Source organism: Frigoribacterium sp. Leaf263 (assembly GCF_001422285.1).
In the GTDB taxonomy this organism is placed as follows: domain Bacteria; phylum Actinomycetota; class Actinomycetes; order Actinomycetales; family Microbacteriaceae; genus Frigoribacterium.
This window is the reverse complement of record NZ_LMMO01000001.1, coordinates 391,589-411,874: the sequence shown is the minus strand read 5'-3', so window position 1 is coordinate 411,874 and position 20,286 is coordinate 391,589. Positions and strand designations below refer to the sequence as shown.

The following is a 20,286-nucleotide window of genomic DNA, read 5'->3' as shown; positions in this document are numbered from 1 at the left end:
TCGTGGTACCTCTGGCGTTCGTGGTGCCCCCGGCAGGAATCGAACCTGCGACCAAGAGATTAGAAGGCTCCTGCTCTATCCGCTGAGCTACGGGGGCGGACCCGTCAACGATAGCGCGCGGGCGGACGCTCAGACGGCGAGCGCCAGCGCTCCGAGCAGCTTGTCGAGCGTGGGCGCACCGGTGGCGCGGAACGCGACCGATCCGTCGTCGCGGGTGACGACGATGGTCGGCGTGCTGCGCACGTCGCGCGCCTCGGCCTGGTCGGGTCGCTGCGCGACGTCGGCTTCGTCGATGCGGAGCCCGGGCACGAGCGCGGCCGCCTCGGCGACGACGGCACGGGCCGCGTGGCAGGGTCCGCAGAAGGCGGACGTGTAGAGCTCGAGCATCATGCCGGAGACAACGAGGAGGCGCGGGGGAATGTTCCCCGCGCCTCCTGGGTCGCCGTCGTGACGACGGGAACCGCCGTGACTAGTTGTCGCGGAGGTCGTTCCGGTCTTCGTGGTCGATGATCGGGTCGCTGTCCTTGAGGTCGAGCGAGTAGTGCACCTGCAGCTGCTCGCCGACCATCTTGGCCTCGCCGGCCTTGTAGACGATGCCGGTCTCCATGCCGTCGATGAGGACGAAGTCGGTGATCTCCTCGTCGTAGCTGCCGTCGGTGCTGATGCGGGTGTCGGTGGCGCCGTCGCTCGGTCCGCCCTCGAAGAAGACGACGTACTCGGATCCCTCGGCCACGGTGGGCTTGCTGTCTGTCATGCCCCAGGTCTACCAGGAGGCGCGGAGTCGGCGCCCAGTTTCGCTCGCCTCGGCAGGCACGGCCAGGGTGGAATCCCCCGACCCAAATTCTGTATAGCCAAGCTATATAGCTTGGCTATACACTGGTGCTCATGACTTCTCAGCCGACCGACATCCTGGAATCCCTCCTGACGTCGACCCATCGCCTGACGCGGATCGCCGCGCAGGAGACCGGCCGCACCACCTCCCCCGCCGTCTGGCGCACGCTCTCGATCCTGACGACCGACGGCAGCCTGCGGGTGGGCGATCTCGCCAAGGCGAGCCGCGTCAGCCAACCGACAATGACGAAGCTGCTCCGCGGCCTCGTCGACGACGAACTCGTCTATCGCATCGCGGATGACGACGACTCCCGCGCCTGGCTCATCGCCATCAGCGACAAGGGCACCCGGGCTCTCGTCGAATGGCGCTCTCAGCTGGCCGACGCCCTCGGGTCGCTCTTCGCCGATCTCGACGAGGCCGAGTGGGCGGTGCTCGATCATGCCGCGCAGCTGCTCGCCACCCGCGTGAGCACCGAGGCGGTGCCCGCATGAGCCGCGCATCGTCATCCTCCGTCACCGCACCTCCGGCGTCCGCGGCGAAGCCGAGCATCCTGCACCAGCCGACCGCGGTCTGGGCCATCGCGTTCGCGTGCGTCGTCGCCTTCATGGGCATCGGCCTCGTCGATCCGATCCTCCCCGCCATCGCCGAATCGCTGAAGGCGAGTCCCACGCAGACCGAGCTGCTGTTCACGAGCTACCTGGCGGTCACCGGCGTCGCCATGTTCTTCACCAGCTGGGTCTCGAGCCGCCTGGGTGCGAAGAGGACCCTGCTGATCGGACTCGCGCTGATCGTGGTCTTCGCCCTGCTCGCCGCCACGAGCGGCGACGTCTGGTCGGTCATCGGGTTCCGTGCCGGCTGGGGTCTCGGCAACGCGCTCTTCATCTCGACGGCGCTGGCGACCATCGTGGGCGCGGCATCCGGCGGCACCGCCTCGGCGATCATCCTCTACGAGGCGGCGCTCGGTCTCGGCATCGCGATCGGACCGCTGATCGGAGGTCTGCTCGGCTCGGTCAGCTGGCGCGGTCCGTTCTTCGGCGTGACGACCCTGATGGCGATCGCGTTCATCGCGATCGTGGTGTTCCTGAACTCGAGCAGCATGGAGAAGCCCGCGCCGACCCGGCTCTCGGCACCCTTCCGAGCGCTGGCCCGACCCGCCCTCGGAGCCCTCGCGGCGACGGCCCTCTTCTACAACATCGGCTTCTTCGTGCTGCTCGCCTACACGCCGTACCCCCTCGGGTTCGGGGCGCTCGGCATCGGCTTCACGTTCTTCGGCTGGGGCGTCGGACTCGCCGTCACCTCGGTCTGGGTCGCGCCGATGCTCACGGCTCGGTTGAAGCGGACCACCGTGCTCAAGATCGCCCTGCCCCTGCTGGCCCTCGACCTCGCCGCCGCGGCGATCGTCGTCGGCACACCGGCGGCCCTCGTCGTCTGCGTCGTCGTCGGCGGCCTCGTGCTGGGAGTCCTCAACACGGTGCTGACGGAGTCCGTGATGGAGGCCACCGACCTGCCCCGCTCGGTCGCCTCGAGCGCGTACTCGGGCGTGAGGTTCCTCGGCGGAGCGGTGGCGCCTCCCGTCGCGACCCTGCTGGCCGACACCATCGCGCCGAGCGCGGCCTACGTGTTCGCCGCCGCGAGCGTGGCCGTCGCGCTGATCGTCGTCGTCGCAGCCCACCGGGCTCTGCGCCGGATCGACGACGGACCCGAGTCCGCCCGGGTCGAGGCCGAGGCCATCGGGGCGGGCGACCTGACCTAGGGTCGCGACCCGCGCCTCCTCGGCTCCGGGTCGGGCCTGTGCGCCCGGCCCACCGCCCCGAGGAGGCGCGGTGCCGGGACACCGCGCGGCTAGACTCCCCCCATGGCTTCAGCGAACGACCGTCTGGTCTGGATCGACTGCGAGATGACCGGTCTCGACCTCAGCGTCGACGAACTGGTCGAAGTCGCCGTCGTGGTCACCGACTTCGACCTCACCCCCGTCCACCCCGGCTTCACGATCGTCATCAAGCCCGATCAGTCTGCTCTCGACAACATGGGCGACTTCGTCACCGAGATGCACACCTCGTCAGGGCTGATCGACGAGATCCCGAACGGGGTCAGCCTCGCCGAAGCCGAGTTCGAGGTGCTCGAGTACATCCTCAAGCACGTCCCCACGAAGCAGAACGCACCCCTGGCCGGCAACACCATCGGCACCGACCGGGCGTTCCTCGCGAAGTACATGCCCCGGGTCGACGGGCACCTGCACTACCGCAGCATCGACGTCTCGTCCATCAAGGAGCTCGCCCGCCGGTGGTTCCCCCGCGTGTACTTCAACGCACCGCAGAAGAACGGCGGGCACCGCGCCCTCGCCGACATCCTCGAATCGATCCGCGAGCTCGAGTACTACCGTCGCGCCGGCTTCGTGTCGGAGCCCGGACCCACCACCGACGAGGTGCAGGCGATCTCGAAGAGCGTCGTGGACGAATGGGCCGCCAGGCTGTAGTAGAGTCTTCTCGTTGCAACCGCTTCGGCGAGTGCACATGGTGGGTATAGCTCAGCTGGTAGAGCGCCTGGTTGTGGTCTAGGAGGCCGCGGGTTCAAGCCCCGTTACTCACCCCAGTAAAGAAGCGGTTGTTAGGCCTGTTAGGCGCATTTGCCTACATAACTCGCCTACAACCGCTTCTCTCGTCTTCGGCGGATGCCCACCGCTGGACGCATCGTGGCGAGTGTCCTACCCCGACGAATGGCAGACGGCAGAGTCTCCTGGCGGGTCCAACTCCGCGTCGGCCCGGCCATGTGATCGAAGTCGTTCGAGCATGAGGCTGGCGCACGGCAATTCGGCCAGCTCATCGATCGCGTCGGCGCGAGCGCGGCGCTCGCCGTGTGGGAAGCACCGGCGATCTGGCGGATCTGGCTCCAGAGTATGACAACTACTCGGCCGGCGTGAGAGGGGTCTACAACGCATGCGATGCTGGTGGCTCCCAAGTCAGCAACGTCACGGAGCTCGCCCCGGAACAACGACAAGACCCCCGTACCGCTCCACCGGGGAGGATACGAGGGACTTATTGCGCCGGCGGCTTACCCTCGTCGAGCTCCACGCGAGGTACGCGCGCAGCAGGCATAGCGAGATCAACAACAGAAATTATGACTGATCTCTTAGGGTCGAGCACCGCACACTACGAAGCACGCCGTGACCAGCTGGCGTCCAACACCGGCGCCAAGGCGAGCTCATCTGATCTGGCCTCACCATCGGCAGCGTCCTTGGCGGTTATAGTCACGACCTCCGTGAACAGAGCACTGAGACGAAGGAACTTGACGAGAGCCAGCAAAACGCCAGCTTCGAAGATCCACCGCACTGCGACTGCAGCAGCCGACGAAGTCACAATCGACGGGTCTACAAGCAACGCTAGGAGAGAGATGAGAGCTGAGAGCATCCCAGCGCGAAAAATACTGCGCCAGTTCCGTGCGAGAGCACCTGACGCCTCACCCTTGAGTGCAGCTGCGCGCCACCCTTTAGCAGATCCAAGCTGACTGATAGCAACAGAGCTTAGTGACCCAAGCAGAGAGACGACCACGGCTGTCGCTGAGTAAGTCGCCCTTCGGTCAGCTGGCAGCGCGTTGCCAAGGAGATCGGCGGCCGGGAGAGCAAGGACCAGGACAGCATGGACACCCACCGCGAGGGCAACGAGGACGAGATCAACCCAGAGACGGTCGATCCAGGCGTCCCGCAGCCGCGTTCGGAAAGCGAAAAATGACTTCAACGCGCACACCTCCTTCGTCATCTAGTCCATTGTGCATCGCACCACTGACCTTCAGGCCTGGGGGGCGACGATCGCGCGGAGCTCCTCGTCATGCTCTTGAGCAACTTGCAGGATCGCGCGCACAGCAGCCTCGTTGCGAATCGGACTACCGTCGTCCCCCGTCGTTGCGATTCTGCGCTTGGCAGTGATCTTCTGTTTGACGAAATTTACGTCCTCGGTGCGGGTGGTCTCATCCGCATCGATGTAAATCAACTTGGCGTTAGCCCGAGCAATCTCCTGCGCGTCTGAAGCATCGGCCAGGATCTTGGCCTCTGCCCTCAGCGCAGCTCGACCCTCGTGTTGGTCCCGGGAGCGGGAAGCTTGGAGGATGACCGTGACCTTCATGGGTCCGTAGTCGGCGTTGACCCGCCTCAACACCCCACTCAGCCCTGAACCTCGATTTTCGAGCGCATCAGCACGGTTGGTGTGCATTGTTACCTCGATCCGAGATGCCTCCGATGACTGACGCAGCATCTCTTGAGCCTCGTTCGAGACCATGGGGGAGGAATCGAGAGGGAAGTCGCCGAGCACTTTCAACCCCATGAGCCACTCCTCGAGAGCTCCAACGCCGGGCGCGCTAGGAGATCCCTGGATGAGCCCGATGACGTTCCCGAATGGCAAGAATGCAATGATGCTGATCTCAACGAGCTGGCTTGCCGGCCCAAGGTCAAGCTCCTCGATCGAGTCTTTCTCGGAACGGTAGATTGACAGCCACGCCCCTTGATCGCGGACCAGGAGCAACTTGAGGTGTAGACCTCCGTCGACCCTCATGACCTCCCCAATCAACGTCCTAGTGGGTCCGTTGTAGACCCGCTGGCTCAAAGGCTTCTCACGAATACCCTCAAGGATCTGGCCCCAGTCCGCCATTGCCATGCGCCTACCGACTCCGCGGCCGTCACCTCTGACGAGCTCGTAGAAGTTGATGGTTCGTTCGCGATCCTTAATGCCCGTGGCAGCGCCCACCTGTGCCATTTTCGATTCCATCTCTGGCTTGGGACGTCCATGCCTGCGCATACGATATCGACGCAAACTCCTGTCCCGGCAAGGAGGAGGGCGTGTCGTTGAACCGGTGTAGCCCTGGCTACAAGAATGAGCCTTCTGCGGCGGGGTCCGGTTTGCACTCCAACCGGCACCAAAACGCCGGCACTTTACATATGCGCTGGAGCCAAGGGGCAACAGCCTAGCTAGCGGACGAATTCGTCGCCTGTTTTTGCTAACGATGGAAAACCCCGCACCACTCCTTGAGGGAGGGTGCGGAAGTCTTCATTTTTTGGTCGTCAGACCTTGGCGAGCTGGGCGCGTGGGACGGCGCCGAGGCCTATGCGGACGAGCCACCGGTTCACGGTGGGGGTTGCCATCACGCGGCTGGCCGCGGCGCTCACGGCGGCCAGGGAGGCGATGGCGCTAGCGAGCCAGACGACAACAGAGCCGGCGAGGACGCTCTGCACGGCCTCGAGAATCTCGGGCGCGAGGGCGGCGATGCCGGCGAGGAGCAGGGAGACGGGGACCTGGACGCCTGTGCACAGCCAGCGCTGCGCCTTGAACCAGATGTCCTGGACATTGATGGGCGTGACGTGTGTCATGGGTCATCTCTCGGTGATGTAGGCAAGCTCGTCGACGAACGCCGTCGGCGGCATGGGGGTGTTTCGTTCGGCGCGACCCTGCTTCATCTCCCCGGCCTGCGGGGCGTCGCCTAACATGACGGAGGGGCTAGCCAACCGGTGGCCAGGTAGAGAATCAGGGGATTTGATGGCGACGAAGACCAAGGCTGAGGCAGCGGATGAGTCCGATGGTGCGGAGCCGAGGGAGGAGCTGAGGAGCTGCTTCGTCGTCGCTCCGATTGGCGCGGAAGGTAGCGAGACACGAAGGCGTTCTGATCAAGTCCTCCGGCACGTCATCGACCCCGTCATAGCCGAACTGGGATTCGCTAAAGCAGTCCGGGCCGACAAGATCAGTGACGGCGGGTTAATCACGCGCCAGGTCATCGATCAGATCTATTCGGCCGACCTCGTCGTGGCAGATTTGACGGGCAACAACCCGAACGTCTTCTACGAGCTCGCCCTGCGCCACACATTTGGCAAACCCTTCGTACAGGTCGCGGTTGGCACGGTGCAGGAGCCGCTCCCTTTCGATGTCGCCGACCAGCGAACCATCTTCTTCGATCACAAGGACCTTGACGCGGTGGAAGCCGCGAAGGATGCCCTGCGAGACTTCATCTCCGCGATCATGGCACCGGGCGCTGTTGTGGAGTCCCCAGTGAGCTACACGATGGATGTGATGCAACTGCGAAGCAGCAGCAACCCCGATGATCGTAATCAGGCCAGCATGATGGAAATGCTCGAGGACCTGCGCAGCATGATGATTCGAAGCAATCGCGGTGTTCCCGTCCACAACGCCTCTCATCACGACGTGGTCGTCCTCCGGCGAAGCATCGAGGAGCTTCTGCGGAGCGGCCGCATGCCTAACTCGGAGCTCATAGCCATGATGACGGACGCGACATCCAGCGATCACAACGAATGGATCGCAAGCCTTCAGGGTCGTGTCCCCCTATCCGGGCGACCAGGCAAAGCCCCAAACCTCGCAACGGTGACTGCCGCCAACGCACGCGCAGCGGAAACACTGGCCGCTTTGGAGGCGCGACATCAAACCTTCCACTTTGCCGCGGGTACGTCTGACCCTGTTTAGCCGCGGCTACATAGGACGGCATTTCGCGCCCTGTATCGGCATACACTGCGACCAGCACTAAAGGGCTTACAGCCCGCCTACTTACAGGGATTATGGGGTGGTGAGCCCAGTCATTGAGACTGGATGAAGCCCCGTTACTCACCCGAATGGAAAGGCCCTGCCCCTCCCGAATGGAAAGGCCCTACCCCCACCGAGCAGGGCTTCTTCCGTCGTGCCGCGGCCTCGCAGGCGGGGCATGGGAGAGTCGCAGGGTGGACGATGCGCAGCAGCCTCTTGACGCGGACCAGCCCGGCGACGGACCGACGGGCATCGATCCGGCATCGGTGAGCGCCGAGCGGTTCGATCAGATGGTCGTAGATCAGCTCGACCTGCTGCCCGACGACATGGTCGACGGGCTCGACAACATCGTCTTCGTCACCGAGGACCGGCCCGAGGACGGCTCGCTCGACCTGCTCGGCCTGTACGACGGCGTCGCCCTCACCGAACGCGGCCAGTACGGCTTCGGCGAACTGCCCGATCGCATCATCCTCTACCGCGAACCGCACCTCGCGGCCGTGGACGACGAGGAGGCGCTGGCCGATGAGATCCATGTGACCCTCGTCCACGAGATCGCCCACTTCCACGGCATCGACGACGAGCAGCTGCACGAGCTCGGCTGGGCCTGAGCCGCCCCGGCCGCACCGCTCGGAGCCCAGCGGGGACGCCGGACACCGGCCTCCGTCGGGCTCAGCCCACGACCTGATACCCGAAGACGATCTCGCCGCGCTCCCCCGCGGCGAGGGGTTCGACCACGCAGACCTCCACGTGATCCTTCGTGACGGACACGTAGGGTCGCGTCCGGGCGGCAGCCGCCGACTGCGGTGTCAGCATGACGGCCGGTGGGGTCGCGTAGGGCGCGGCGAATCGCAGGCGCACCTGCGGCCCGGCCGTCGCGCGCGCGCCCGGGGTGTACCGCACCACCCCGGCCGTGTCCGCGCCCGCCACGACGGGCGCCGCCGAACCCAGCGCCGCGCCGGCGAGGGCCACCGCGGTCGGCGCCGTCGTCCGTGCTGCGAGCAGGTGACGACCGACCTCGACGTCGGTCGTCGTGACGATGCCGCCGCCCCAGCGCCAGACCGGCAGCGCTCGCCCCACCCGCTGGTCGCTCAGGGCGATCCCCTTGGTCGGCAGCTGGATGCGCGTGGTGGGATCGATCAGCACGTTCGCCCCGTAATCCGCCCCGACGGCGACGGCCGCCCCGGTGAACCGACCGAGCCGTGTGCCGATCAGGGCGAAGTCGTCGCCGTTCGTCAGACGCACGAGGTGGTCGCTCGCGGTCGCCTTGGCCGGGTCGACCCCGAGCAGAGCCCCTCCCACGACTCGGACACCCCCTTCGAGCACGACGCCGCGCGGACGCTGCCGCCGGTGCTCGATCAGCGGTCCGCCGCCGCCGTAGAGGAAGGGGCTGACGAGCTCGACGTGACGCACGTTGCCGATCCGGACCACCGCCTCCGGAGCCGCCCCGGCCTGCAGGGCCTCGATGTGCGGCGCGACGAGCCGGACGAACTCCACGAAGTGCTCGCCCGACGGACCCCAGCCGAGGTCGAGCGCCGGCCCGGGACCGCCCTCGATGGTCAGGTCGACGCAGGTGAACGTGTTCGAGTTCGTCAACGACAGCTCGGCGGGCGGGGACTTCACCACCATCGCCGCGTCGGTCTCGGTGCCGCAGTTGTTGATGAACACGTCGGACCAGAACGCGTTGTTGACTCGCTGCGCGAGGAGGGCGGTGCCCGCGACGTTCGCGAGGTGCACGCGATCGAAGCGCGACTCGAACCCGTTGTCGACGCGCAGCAGCGGGGCGGACGACCCGTTGCCCTGCAGCGTCAGCCCCTCGAGGGTCGTGCCGGGTCCGGTGACGACGACCATCGGCGCGGTCGACGTCGGCAGGTGCCGCAGGTTGACCCCGCCGCTCGTGCCGGAGCCGTATCGGCTGATGTCGGCGCCGAGGCCCTGCACCTTGACGAGCATCGGGATCGAGACGGTGTCGAGCAGGTACGCGCCGGCGGGCACCACGACCCGCCCGCGGACCTTCGCCGCGAGGTCGAGGGCCTTCTGGAACGCCGCGGTGTCGTCGGTCCGCCCGTCGCCGCGCGCGCCGATCCGGCGGACGTCGACGGCGACGTGCGGATCGTCGGCGTCGGAGACGGCGGCCTGGGCGGGTCGACCACCGACGGTGCCACCGCCGATGAGCGCGGCCGCGGCCGCCGTCGCCCCGGCCGCCAGCAGGAGCCGCCGCCCGCCGTCCGGGCGCCCGTCGCGAGCCTCGGCGTCGTCTCGCGGTGCGCCCTGCCCTGCGTCTGCACGTCGGCCTGTGCCATATCGGCCGCTGCCGTTCTGTCCGCTGCCGTGTCGTCCACCGCCGTGTCGTCCACCGCCGTGTCGTCCGCCGGAATCAGCCGTGCTCACATGCCACCTGCTCTCGTATCACCAGGGCATTCATACCCTGGTCTCGCACAGGCTAACGGGCGTGAGGAGATCGCGCCACCGCGTCAGGCCTCGGCGACGACGTCGGCCAGAGACCGCGGCGACTCGCGATCGAGATGGCGCTCCTCCTGCGCCGCCCAGACGTCCCACCACGGCTCGTACGCGGCGCCGTCGCGACCGAGCGCGCGGCGCCGTCGCTCGTCGTCGTCGAGGTCGAGCCACACCCGCGTCGTCGCCAGAGCCGAGGAGGCGCGGGTCAGCGAGCCCGCCCCCTCCACGATCACCGAGACGGACGGGTCGAGCGTCGCCCACTCCCCCGGACGATCGAGCGCCCAGTCCCAGCGCCGCCACCCGGGGCGCTCCCCCCGGAGGATCGTCGCCGCGACGACCCGCGACGCCGTCTCCAGCCCGTGCCAGCCGGGATAGACGTCGTCGAGGTGGACGAGCCGGACGGGACCGAGGTGTGCGGGCCAGGCGGCGGCGAGCCGGCGACCGAGCGTCGTCTTGCCCGAACCCGAACGGCCGTCGATGAGGACGATGACGCGGTCGTCGCCGACCCGCGCCTCCTCGGCATGCATCAGGAGGCGCGTGATCAGCGGATCCGGCTGCTCAGGCAAGGACGAACGCCCATGTCCCGGCCACGACGGCCGCGGTGACGGCCGCGGCGGCCACCGCCGCGCCGAGGGCGACCAGCACGACGTCGCGGCCGCCGAGCACCGACGGGCGGGCCCAGGTGCGGGGCTCGTCCGAGCCGAAGCCCTTGGCCTCCATCGCGGTGGCCAGCTTGCTGCCCCGTCGCACCGACAGCACGAGCAGCGCGAACGCCTGCTGCCCGAAGCGCCTCAGGGCCCCGATCGGGCCGCCGGAGTCGGCGACGCCGCGGGCCCGCCGTGCGAGAGCGAGCTGTCGCCAGTCGTCCATGAAGAGACCGACGAGACGGAGACCGGCCAACGCACCGAGCACGAAGCGGGCCGGCAGGCGGAGGACCTGACCGAGACCGTCGGCGAGATCGGTCGGATCGGTCGTCGCGAGCAGCACGATGCCCGGGATCCCCACGGCGAGGATGCGCAGCCCGATCGCGGCGGCCAGCGACAGCGACCCCTCGGTCACGGAGATCACCTGCCAGTCGACGAGGATGGCGCCCTCGTCGCGCCCGTAGACGGCCGTGACCAGCACGGACGACGGAGCGGCGATCCAGAGCGGGAGCGTCCGGACGACGAGCTGACGAGCCGTCAGCCCCGCCCACGGCAGGAGGAGCAGCTCGAGCACGAGGGCCGTGCCCGCGGACACCCAGTCGATCGACAGCAGCAGCACGATCGCGATGACGAGGGCGGCGAGCAGCTTCGCGACCGGGTTGACGCGACTCACCACGCCCGTCGTCTCGATGGTGGCCAGGATGCTCATGCCGCTCCCCTCGACGAGAGGTCGAGGACGTCGTCGGCGAGAGCGCTCACGAGATCGGCGTCGTGCGTGACGGCCACCACGCCACGGCCGTCGTCGAGCAGCTCGGCCAGGAACGCGACCAGCTCGCGCCACGTGCGGGCGTCCTGACCGAAGGTGGGCTCGTCGAGCACCAGCACCGAGGGCCGCGACGCAAGGATCGTCGCCACCGAGAGCCGGCGCTTCTCGCCACCGGACAGCGTGAAGGGGTTCGCCGCGGCGAGATGATCGAGTCGGAGCCGTTCGAGGAGGGCGTCGACGCGGCCGTCGATCTCGGGCCCGGGAACGGCGAGGGCCCGAGGGCCGACCGCCAGCTCGCGTCGCAGCGTCGTCGAGAGGAACTGATGCTCGGGGTCCTGGAAGACGGTGCCGATGCGGGTGAGCAGTTCGCGTGGGCGCCACCGGATCGGCGACGTCCCCGCCCCGGCCGCGAGGGCGGGCGAGGCCGCGAACCGGCCGCCCACCGGCGGGAGGAGCCCCGCGACGGTGAGCGCCAGCGTCGACTTGCCCGCCCCGTTCGCCCCGGTCACGGCCACGGCCCGGCCCGCGACGACCCGGAGATCGATGTCGGCGGCGACGGCGGGACCGCGCGCACCGCGCCGCCCCACGGCGAGACCGGTCGCCTCGAGCAGGGGCTCCCCGACGACACGGCGACGGGACGGCACGGGCAGGTCGACGCCCGGCACCCAGACGCCGGCGGTCGTCAGGGTGTCCCGCTCAGCTCTCAGCACGTCGTCCGGGCGACCGTCGGCCAGGACTCCCCCGCCGGCGGCGAGCACGACCACCCGGTCGACGACGGGCAGCCAGACCGACACGCGGTGCTCCACCACGACGAGCGTCGCCCCGGTCGACTCGGAGACGCGCGCGACCGCGTCGCGCACCTCGACGACCCCGGCGGGATCGAGATTCGCCGTCGGCTCGTCGAGGAGGAGCAGACCGGGCCTCATGGCGAGGGCTCCGGCCAGCGCCAGTCGCTGCTTCTGGCCGCCGCTCAGCTCGGTGGTCGAGGCCCCGAGGGGCAGGTCGAGCCCGACGGCCTCGAGCGACTCGTGGACCCGCCGCCAGATCTCGTCACGGGGCACGGCGAGGTTCTCGCAGCCGAAGGCGACGTCGTCGCCCACGCGGGCGAGGACCACCTGCGAGTCGGGGTCCTGGAGCACGAGCCCGACGCGCCCGCGCTGCGACGCCGGCTCGCGCCCGTCGACGAGGAGCTCACCCTCGGAGTCTCCGTCCTCGTCGCCGCCGAGCACGCCGGCGAGCCCGGCCAGCAGGGTCGACTTGCCCGCCCCCGAGGCTCCGAGCAGCAGAACCCTCTCACCCGGCTCGATGACGAGATCGAGGGCCGAGACGGCGTGCGCCCGACGCCCGGCGTGCCGCCAACCCCAGCCGCGGGCGATCACCCGGGCCCCGGCCTGCGCGGACACCGACGGCACGCGTCGCCCCCGCTAGACCAGCGTCTCGGTCGTCCGACCGGAGGCGAAGCGGTTCAGCGCGCCGCTCCGGGCGAGCCCCCGGGCGGCCAGCCACGAGAGGAGTCCGGCGATGACGAGACCCGAGACGATCGACGACGCCACGTAGACGAACTGACGCTCGGGGGCCAGGGCCGCCGCGCTCGACGAGAACGTGATGTCCATCAGGCCGACCGCCAGCCCCGCGACCGTGCCGGCCAGCAGCACGACCCCGAGACGCCACGACTTGTAGAGGAACAGCGCGAGCACGATCTCGGCCGCGAGCCCCTGGACGATGCCCCAGATCAGCACCGAGAAGCCCCACTGCGTGCCGATCAGCATCGACACGACCGCGGCCACGACCTCGGTGTAGACGGCTGCGCCCGGCTTGCGGATGATGATGCCTCCGAGCACCCCGGCGAACAGCCACATCCCGTTGAAGATGCCCTGGAACCCGCCCGAGAAGCTCAGGAGGACGTCGGTGCCGTAGTACGCGACCCCCCAGGCCCAGAAGACGACGCCCGACGCGACTCCGATCACGCTCGCGACGACGATGTCGACGACCCGCCACCGGCGAGCCGGCGCCTTCGTCGCGGTCGAGGCCTCGCGGCCGGTGGCAGACGTGTGCACAGACATTTCTTCTCCTCCCTGCGCCGGCATGATCCGGATCAGGTTCGACGGTCGAAGCGTGGGTCGCTTCCTCTCAGCCCGGCATACCGGACTCCCGTGTGTTGTGCGACGAGCATAGCGCGGGCGCCGCACCCCGTGCGACGCCCGTGCGATGAACCCGACGTCAGAGCGCCGGGGCCAGCCTCTCGAGGATGTACGGCGCCAGCGACTTCTCGAACGTCGTCGTCAGGTGGTGTGCGTCGCGGTAGGCCATGACGTGACCGACGAGGGCGGCGCAGGCGGTCTTCGTGCACTGCCGGTCGCTCACATCGACGAGGGCGGCCCCGGGCACCGCCTTGACGGCCGCGCCCAGTGGGTCGCTCAGCGCGAAGGCCGTCGCGCGGCTCGTCTGGCATCTGGACGCCTGCGTGTAGGTCGTCGAGCGGTCGACGCAGTCGAGGACCGCCTGCGGCAGCGTCGGGTTGTCGGCGATCGCTGCGACCGTCGTGCCCTGCGCGGCGATCTTCTTCCAGGCCGCGGTGTAGCCGGCGATCTTCGGGTCCGCCGCGGGGGCGGCCTTGTTCTCGGCGCGCACCGCGGTGACGAGCACGAGGTCGTACTTCCCGCCGCCGAGCGACGACGCGAGACCCGTGGACCGGTTCTCGCACGTGTCGCCCTTGATCGGCGCACTGAGCACGCAGCCGCGGCCGATGTAGGTGTCGAGTCGCCAGTTGAGGTCGTTCAGACGGGGCAGCAGTCCGGTCTTCAGCATGGCCGCGTGCGAGTCGCCGGTCAGCGCCACGCGCAGCGCGTCGCCGCGCGTCGAGCCGTACGAGCAGGTGGGGACGCGCTGCGTCACGTCGGCCGAGTAGCACTCGAAGGCGCCCGTGCGGTCGCGTTCGTACGCTCCGCCCGAGATCGACGGCGTGACCGGGAGGCTGCTGTTGTCGCAGGGGCCGGGCAGGGCGGCCGCACCGAAGCAGGCACGGGCGTCGGCGTAGCGCTTGACGGTACCGCCGTACGATCCGACGTCGACGGGTGCCAGCTGCTTCGTGATGAGCCCCGACTGCGAGGGCATGACCACGCGGAAGCCCTGGTTGCCGAAGCGGGTCGTCGTGACGGGGATCGAGAACGATCCGCCCGTCTGCACGTACGCCTGCGCCGCGAGCACCCACCCGGAGGGCTCGAAGCGCTCGACCTTGATCCGCTTGCCGACCAGACCGCCGTGCACGCTGCCCGTGAACTGCCTCGTCGTCCCGGGGGCCGCGGTTCCGTCACCGCTCACGGCCGACCCGTAGATCTGCGGCTGGACGAAGAGCGCGGTCGACGGGCTGGCCGCCGCCGCGTGGGTCGTCGTGCGCGCCAGCTCCGCACGGACCGTGCGCCCCCAGGTCGGTGCGAACGAGTACGAGTAGGCGCCGGTCGCCGACGACGTGACCGCCCCGATGAGGGCCCAGCCCCCGCCGCTCGTGTACTGCACGATCTTGACGCGAGCGCCGACGAGCGGACGACCGCCCGAGGTCGCCGTGCCCGACACCGTGACGGACTTGCCGTAGGCGACGGTCACCGGCGCCGCCTTCGACGTCAGGACGGCCGAGGCCAGGGCCGCGGCCGGCGCCGTCGGCACGAGACCGCCGACGATCACGGCGAGGGCCAGGGCGACGGCGAGCCAGAGTCGACGTCCCGGCATGACGGCGGAGGACGGGTGGGCCGAGGAGGTGCGGGTCGTCATCGGGCGATCGCCTTCTTGATGTCGTAGGCGATGTACGGTCCGAGCGCCTGTGCGAATGTGCCGGTGAGGTGGTGCCGGTCGCGGTACACCACGACGTTGCCGATGACGAGCGGGCAGACGCCGTCCCAGCAGAGGTAGCGAGTGGGATCGACGAGCTGGGCGCCCGGCGTGTCGCGGACGGCCTCGATCAGGGGGTCGATCCCCTTCGTCGCCGCGGCCTGAGGCACCGAGCAGCCGAGGGCCCCCGTGCCGGAGGAGCCGGTGACGCAGGTGTTGGAGTCGAGCGAGGGCAGGTACGGGTGGTCGGCGATCGCGATGATCCGGACCCCCTGCTTGATCAGCGGGGCCCAGGCCTGCTCGCGCTGCAGGGCGAGCGCGGACGCCGCCTCGGGCGTGCCATTGGCGGGCTGGCGCAGACCGGTGTCGATGATGACGTCGTAGCCGCCCTTCTTGAGGCGGTTGTCGACATCGCGGGCCCGAGCCTCGCAGCCGTGACCCGACGGGAAGACCATCCACCGGCACGAGACGCCGATGAACGTGTCGAGCTTCCATCTGTTCGGCACGAGCTGCCCGCGCAGGGCGATGCCGTAGCCGGCCGCGTGCGAGTCGCCGACGAGCGCGATGCGGAGCGCCTTCGGGTCGGTCGAGCCGTAGCTGCACTTGGTGAGGAGCGTCTCGGGGCTGGACTGCCAGCACTTCGGGTCGTAGGCCCCGCCGGTGTCGTTCTTGAGGCGCGAGGCCTCGGTGGTGGGGGTGATGAGACCGGCGAGCGCGGGGTTCGAGCAGGCGCGATCGACAGCGGCCGCGGGGCCGTAGCAGGCCACACCGGCCTGCTGGAGGGCGAGCATCGAGGTCTTCGTGTCGAAGGCGAGGTTCGCGCCCATCTTCATGACGAGCCCGGCCTGCGACGGGAAGATCACCCGGTAGACCGGGGTGCCGGCCTTCTGCGTGCGGAAGGTCAGGACGAAGCGGCCGTCGCCGCCGATCCGCGTCGTCGCGACGTCGGTCCAGACGCGCCCGTCGGCCCGGGCGAGCTTGATGCGCTTGCCCGACAGCTGCGCCTGCACCGCCCCCTGCACGACCTTGTCGCGGTCGACGACCGCGAGCGACGACGCACCCGGCGAGACGCCGTAGAGCTGCGGCTGCACGGCGAGGTCCTTCGAGGCGCTCGCGGCCGCGTTCGTCGCCGACGTGCTGGCCATCTCGGCCTTGATGCGATAACCCGACCGGGGCGTGAACGCGAACGACCAGGTGCCGTTCGCGGCGGTCTGCACGGCCCCGAAGGTCTCCCATGCGCCCGTGCCGGTGTTCTTGCCGACCACCTTGACCCGGCCGTTCGCCAGCGGGCGGCCGGCGTTCTGCACGGAGCCCGAGACGGTCAGCTGCTTGCCGTAGGCGAGCGACGCGGTGCTCGTCGCCACGGAGATGACGGGCGTCGTCCTCGCTGCGGCGACGGCGGCCCCCGAGGGCAGGAGGGAGGCCGTCAGGGCCCCCACGCCGATCATGGCCGCGACGACGAGACGGAACGCCGGACGGCGCGAACGGACCTGCTGCATGCTTCTCCCCTGAAGCCCCACCGGCCTGATCCGGCCCGACTGATCCTGTCGCGGGGCTGATCGACGATACCTCGACTCGACGCCCCGGCACGTCGTCCGCACGGATGATCACGCCCCGTGCCCCGGACGGGGGACAACCGCTGTCCCGCGAAGTGCCCGCTGCGGGCCGCGCCCCGACTCCTTAGATTTCCCTATCAAAGGTCTGCCGACCCGCCGGCAGCCGACGAGGAGTCCCATGTCGTTCCCGAAGAACCCCCGGGGCGCGCGCCGCCGCGTGCTCGCCACCTGTCTCACCGCCTCTCTCGCCCTCGGTCTGACCGCCGTCGGCTCCGGAGCCGCCGTCGCCGCGCCTCCTGCGTCCGCGCCGGTCGGCAAGCCGGTCACGCCGACGCTCCCCGTCGTCGCCGGGCCGCTGATGAACTACACCGTCAACGTCGAGAAGGCGAACCGCGGTCAGGTCGACAAGATCGAGAGGGCCGTCGGAACGGCCGGAGGCGCGGTGATCGCCGCGTACGACGAGATCGGCGTGATCGTGGCGCAGTCCGACAACACGAACTTCGCCGCGTCCCTGCGGGCCACGCGCGGCGTCGACTCGGTCGGCGCGACCCGCACGGCACCGGTCGCCGAGACCGACCCGACCTTCGGCGTGGGCGTCACGCCCCCCGGCACCGGTCACGGACCGGGGCACGGGAAACCGGGCAAGCCCGGCAAGCCCGGTCGCGCCGACGCCGCCTCGCCCGAACGCCGACTCGAGGCGAAGACGACCGTCGTGGCCGACCCCCTCGAGGCCCAGCAGTGGGACAACAAGGCGATCAAGGCCGACCAGGCCCACCAGATCACCGACGGCAGCCGCAAGGTGCTCGTCGCCGTGCTGGACTCGGGCATCGAGGGCGACCACCCCGACCTGAAGCCGAACATCGACACCCGCGCCTCGGCGGGCTGCCTCGCCGGCACGCCCGACCGGTCGTACGACGCCTGGCAGCCGACGACGAGCGATCACGGCACGCACGTGGCCGGCACGATCGCCGCCGCCCGCAACGGCGTCGGCATCGTCGGCGTCGCCCCCGGCGTCCGCATCTCGGCCGTCAAGGTCGTCAGCGACGACGGGTTCATCTACCCCGAGGCCGCCATCTGCGGCTTCATGTACGCCGCCTCGACCGGCGCGTCGATCACCAACAACAGCTACTACGTCGACCCGTGGCAGTTCTGGTGCGACTCCGACGCCGACCAGCTCGCCGTCAAGACCTCGGTCGACCGGGCCGTGCAGTACACGCAGGACGAGAAGGGCGTCGTCAACGTCGCCGCCGCCGGCAACTCGTCGATCGACCTCGCGAACAAGACCGTCGACGACGCCAGCCCGAACGACACGACGCCGGTCGTCCGGCAGATCGACGCCGGCTGCGAGGACATCCCGACCGAGCTCGACGGCGTCGTGACCGTGTCGTCGACCACCTCGGCGGGTGCCAAGTCGAGCTTCTCGAACTACGGCGAGGGCGTCATCGACGTCGCCGCCCCGGGTTCGGCGATCCTCTCGACCGTGCTCGACGGCGGGTACGGCACGAAGTCCGGCACCTCGATGGCGTCGCCGCACGTCGCCGGAGTGCTCGCGCTGCTGAAGTCCACGCACCCGAAGGCCCAGGGCGCCGAGCTGACGCGCCTGCTCGAGAAGCAGGCCACCGACACGCCCTGCCCGACCGGCACCACGACCTGCACGGGCACGGCGGCCGACAACGGCTGGTTCGGCCAGGGCATCGTCGACGCGCTGGCCGCGGTCAGCAAGCGCTGACCACCGCCCCATCGCACGAAGCGAACGGGACATCGCCGGATCCGGCGGTGTCCCGTTCGCTTCGCGGCATCCGAGGAGGCGCGGTGTCAGACGGTCCGAGCCACCCAGTCGTCGTATCCCACGACCCCCGTGAAGTCCGGCTCGCCCGTCGGAGTCGCGGGCAGGTCGGCGCCGTCGGCGTACTTCGGCCACTGCAGGGTGAGGGGCGCACCGATCGCGGCGTAGGCCGCGGCCGGGGGCCTGAACCCGGGGACGGCGCCCGCCGGCGATGACGCCGCGTCCGGATGGACGGGTGCGAGCGTGCGGGTCCGGGCAGACGCCGGGGTGAAGAGCTGGTAGCCGAGCGGGATGAGGACGGTGCCCAGCGCATCCAGGACAGCCACGACGCCGAGGACCCGCCAGTACGCGCCGTCGAGCTCGAGAGGGCTGAACAGCACGGGTACGGACAGCATCACCGCGAGGATCGCGACGAGCGCGAGGGTGACCCGCGTCACGGCCGTGATCACGCGCGATCGCAGGCGCGCCTCGGTCGCCAGCACGACGTGCACGTGCGCCAGCGCCACCCGGGCGATCGCCGCGAGGATCAGCCAGCCGAAGAAGCCGTCGAAGATCGTGTCGGCGTGGTCGAGCGGCTGGATGATCCAGATCTTCGCCATGCCGGCGACGAACAGGTACACCGAGACGGCGAAGCCGACGAGAGCGAACCAGCTGCTCCGCGCCGACGAGATCGCGGCGTCGTACCAGGCGAACAGGGCGAACGCCGCGAAGACCGCAGCGGTCGCGATGAGGCGCCATGACGTGTCGCCGAACGTCGACGTCGCGATCGAGACGATGGCCACGGCGGCGGCGACGATCAGCGAGGCGATGACGACGCGCAGCATGACGGGGCGGACGCGGTCGAAGGGGAAGGCGGGGGGCATGGGGACTCCTCGGGTCGTGATGAAGCTACCGGAGTCCCGCGGCCGTCAGCGCAGCGTGAGCCGACCCTCCGCCGCCAGCCACTCGAGCCCCTCGACGACGGCCTCGACGGTCGTGTACCGCGGCGCGTAGCCGAGCAGCCGACGAGCCTTCTCGATGCTCATCGCGTGACTGCGCGAGGCGTGCTGCCACGACGCGTCCCCGGCCTCGTCCGAGACCAGTGCGCGGAACTCGTCGAACGGGACGAAGCGGAGCCGCGCCTCCCGCCCGTACTCTCGGGCCACCGCCTCGGCGAGGCCGCGCAGCGACACCGCGCGCTCGGACACGACATGGAACGCCTCGCCCGACGCCTGCCCGAAGCGCTCGACGGCGAGCTGGAAGGCCTGTGCGACGTCGTCGGCGTGCACGTGATGGACCGTGGCCGACCCCTGGTCGGGCAGCACGACCTCGTCGCCCGCGGCGAGGGCCTCCCAGACGCCGAGCTCGAGGTTCCCCTGCGGGTTGATCATCGGCCAGCCCGGACCGGTGATGTGGCCCGGGTGAAGCACGGTGGACGGCACGCCGCCGGGGAGCCGCGACTCGCGCAGCAGCAGCTGCTCGATGGCCGCCTTCTGCGTGCCGTACTCGCCGAACGGGGTGCGCCGCGCCTCCTCGGTGATGGGGACCTCGACGGCGGGACCGTGCACCCAGATGGTGCCGCAGCTGACCAGCACGGCGCCGGTGCCCCGGAGGGCGTCGAGCAGATGCGTGGCGCTGTCGACCGTGAAGCAGATCATGTCGACGACGACGTCGGCCTCGAGCGCGGCCACTCGCGGTCCGAACGTGCCGTCGGCCTCGGCGGCGTCGCGGTCGAGCACGACCCGTTCGACGGAGCCCCATGCGGCGTGCGGGCGATACGGCTCGGAGGTGCCGCGGCTGACGGCGACGACCTCATGGCCGGCGGCGACCAGTCGCGGGACGAGGTAGCCGCCGACGTGCCCGGTGGCGCCGAGCACGACGACCCTCACGAGCGGCCTCCGTTCGAAGCGGGGGACGAGGAGGCGC

The 20,286-nt window shown here is 69.6% G+C and carries 20 protein-coding genes, 2 tRNA genes and 1 riboswitch; of the genes, 7 read left to right on the top strand and 15 right to left on the bottom strand.

What is annotated here, in order from left to right; translation table 11 throughout:
* Positions 1-21: 21 nt before the first annotated feature.
* The 3 genes from ASF17_RS01880 to ASF17_RS01870 all read right to left on the bottom strand — a co-directional run bounded on the left by ASF17_RS01880 (position 22) and on the right by ASF17_RS01870 (position 754).
* Positions 22-97 (bottom strand) — tRNA-Arg (locus ASF17_RS01880).
* 32 nt (positions 98-129) lie between these two features.
* On the bottom strand, positions 130-390 hold the full coding sequence (locus tag ASF17_RS01875; protein ID WP_055794665.1) for a thioredoxin domain-containing protein: 261 nt from the start codon (positions 388-390) through the stop codon (positions 130-132).
* A 79-nt stretch (positions 391-469) separates the two neighbouring features.
* Positions 470-754 carry a hypothetical protein gene (locus ASF17_RS01870; protein ID WP_055794663.1) on the bottom strand — a complete coding sequence of 95 codons (285 nt, stop codon included), beginning with the start codon at positions 752-754 and terminating at the stop codon, positions 470-472.
* 131 nt (positions 755-885) lie between these two features.
* Between ASF17_RS01870 and ASF17_RS01865 the strand changes: the two genes are divergently transcribed.
* From ASF17_RS01865 to ASF17_RS01850, 4 genes are all read left to right on the top strand, one after another.
* Complete coding sequence (locus ASF17_RS01865) at positions 886-1,323, top strand: MarR family winged helix-turn-helix transcriptional regulator (RefSeq protein ID WP_055794662.1); 438 nt, start codon at positions 886-888, stop codon at positions 1,321-1,323.
* Positions 1,320-2,585, top strand: a complete 1,266-nt coding sequence (locus ASF17_RS01860) for an MFS transporter (protein WP_055794659.1) — start codon at positions 1,320-1,322, stop codon at positions 2,583-2,585. The genes ASF17_RS01865 and ASF17_RS01860 overlap by 4 nt, the downstream gene beginning before the upstream one ends.
* A gap of 102 nt (positions 2,586-2,687) precedes the next feature.
* Positions 2,688-3,308, top strand: coding sequence for an oligoribonuclease (gene orn, locus ASF17_RS01855; protein ID WP_055794657.1), 621 nt, complete (start codon positions 2,688-2,690; stop codon positions 3,306-3,308).
* Positions 3,309-3,348: 40 nt separating this feature from the next.
* A tRNA-His gene (locus tag ASF17_RS01850) sits at positions 3,349-3,424 on the top strand.
* 557 nt (positions 3,425-3,981) lie between these two features.
* On the opposite strand, the gene ASF17_RS15460 is transcribed toward ASF17_RS01850, so the two are convergent.
* The 3 genes from ASF17_RS15460 to ASF17_RS01835 all read right to left on the bottom strand — a co-directional run bounded on the left by ASF17_RS15460 (position 3,982) and on the right by ASF17_RS01835 (position 6,188).
* Positions 3,982-4,587 carry a hypothetical protein gene (locus ASF17_RS15460; RefSeq protein WP_156357253.1) on the bottom strand — a complete coding sequence of 202 codons (606 nt, stop codon included), beginning with the start codon at positions 4,585-4,587 and terminating at the stop codon, positions 3,982-3,984.
* A 30-nt stretch (positions 4,588-4,617) separates the two neighbouring features.
* The gene (locus ASF17_RS01840) at positions 4,618-5,577 is read right to left on the bottom strand and encodes a hypothetical protein (protein WP_162236403.1); all 960 of its coding nucleotides are present in this window, start codon (positions 5,575-5,577) and stop codon (positions 4,618-4,620) included.
* Between the two features lie 305 nt (positions 5,578-5,882).
* Positions 5,883-6,188: a hypothetical protein gene (locus tag ASF17_RS01835; protein ID WP_055794650.1), complete on the bottom strand. Its 306-nt coding sequence runs from the start codon at positions 6,186-6,188 to the stop codon at positions 5,883-5,885.
* 166 nt (positions 6,189-6,354) lie between these two features.
* Between ASF17_RS01835 and ASF17_RS01830 the strand changes: the two genes are divergently transcribed.
* Positions 6,355-7,290: a hypothetical protein gene (locus tag ASF17_RS01830; protein ID WP_055794648.1), complete on the top strand. Its 936-nt coding sequence runs from the start codon at positions 6,355-6,357 to the stop codon at positions 7,288-7,290.
* A gap of 347 nt (positions 7,291-7,637) precedes the next feature.
* Positions 7,638-7,955 (top strand): metallopeptidase family protein, encoded by a 318-nt coding sequence (locus ASF17_RS01825; RefSeq protein ID WP_055795547.1) that lies wholly within the window; start codon positions 7,638-7,640, stop codon positions 7,953-7,955.
* A gap of 61 nt (positions 7,956-8,016) precedes the next feature.
* On the opposite strand, the gene ASF17_RS01820 is transcribed toward ASF17_RS01825, so the two are convergent.
* The 7 genes from ASF17_RS01820 to ASF17_RS01790 all read right to left on the bottom strand — a co-directional run bounded on the left by ASF17_RS01820 (position 8,017) and on the right by ASF17_RS01790 (position 16,538).
* A complete protein-coding gene (locus ASF17_RS01820) occupies positions 8,017-9,735 on the bottom strand; it encodes a glycosyl hydrolase family 28-related protein (RefSeq protein WP_055794646.1) in 1,719 nt (572 codons plus the stop codon).
* Positions 9,736-9,818: 83 nt separating this feature from the next.
* Positions 9,819-10,370, bottom strand: a complete 552-nt coding sequence (locus ASF17_RS01815; protein ID WP_235476303.1) for an ATP-binding protein — start codon at positions 10,368-10,370, stop codon at positions 9,819-9,821.
* Positions 10,363-11,157 carry an energy-coupling factor transporter transmembrane component T family protein gene (locus ASF17_RS01810; protein WP_055794644.1) on the bottom strand — a complete coding sequence of 265 codons (795 nt, stop codon included), beginning with the start codon at positions 11,155-11,157 and terminating at the stop codon, positions 10,363-10,365. The genes ASF17_RS01815 and ASF17_RS01810 overlap by 8 nt, the downstream gene beginning before the upstream one ends.
* Complete coding sequence (locus tag ASF17_RS01805; RefSeq protein WP_082474970.1) at positions 11,154-12,626, bottom strand: ABC transporter ATP-binding protein; 1,473 nt, start codon at positions 12,624-12,626, stop codon at positions 11,154-11,156. Before ASF17_RS01805 ends, ASF17_RS01810 begins: the two co-directional genes overlap by 4 nt.
* Positions 12,627-12,638: 12 nt before the next feature.
* Positions 12,639-13,277: an ECF transporter S component gene (locus ASF17_RS01800; protein WP_082474969.1), complete on the bottom strand. Its 639-nt coding sequence runs from the start codon at positions 13,275-13,277 to the stop codon at positions 12,639-12,641.
* Positions 13,270-13,378, bottom strand: a riboswitch (TPP riboswitch). (Overlaps the previous gene by 8 nt.)
* A gap of 56 nt (positions 13,379-13,434) precedes the next feature.
* On the bottom strand, positions 13,435-14,982 hold the full coding sequence (locus ASF17_RS01795) for an SGNH hydrolase domain-containing protein (protein ID WP_055794642.1): 1,548 nt from the start codon (positions 14,980-14,982) through the stop codon (positions 13,435-13,437).
* Entirely contained in the window at positions 14,979-16,538 is a 1,560-nt protein-coding gene (locus tag ASF17_RS01790) for an SGNH hydrolase domain-containing protein (RefSeq protein ID WP_055794640.1), read from the bottom strand. The genes ASF17_RS01795 and ASF17_RS01790 overlap by 4 nt, the downstream gene beginning before the upstream one ends.
* Before the next feature lie 235 nt (positions 16,539-16,773).
* Between ASF17_RS01790 and ASF17_RS01785 the strand changes: the two genes are divergently transcribed.
* Positions 16,774-18,324, top strand: coding sequence for a S8 family serine peptidase (locus ASF17_RS01785; RefSeq protein ID WP_055794639.1), 1,551 nt, complete (start codon positions 16,774-16,776; stop codon positions 18,322-18,324).
* A gap of 86 nt (positions 18,325-18,410) precedes the next feature.
* On the opposite strand, the gene ASF17_RS01780 is transcribed toward ASF17_RS01785, so the two are convergent.
* Both ASF17_RS01780 and ASF17_RS01775 read right to left on the bottom strand, forming a co-directional pair.
* The gene (locus ASF17_RS01780) at positions 18,411-19,244 is read right to left on the bottom strand and encodes a hypothetical protein (protein WP_055794637.1); all 834 of its coding nucleotides are present in this window, start codon (positions 19,242-19,244) and stop codon (positions 18,411-18,413) included.
* 45 nt (positions 19,245-19,289) lie between these two features.
* Entirely contained in the window at positions 19,290-20,249 is a 960-nt protein-coding gene (locus ASF17_RS01775) for an NAD-dependent epimerase/dehydratase family protein (protein WP_055794635.1), read from the bottom strand.
* Positions 20,250-20,286 lie beyond the last annotated feature (37 nt).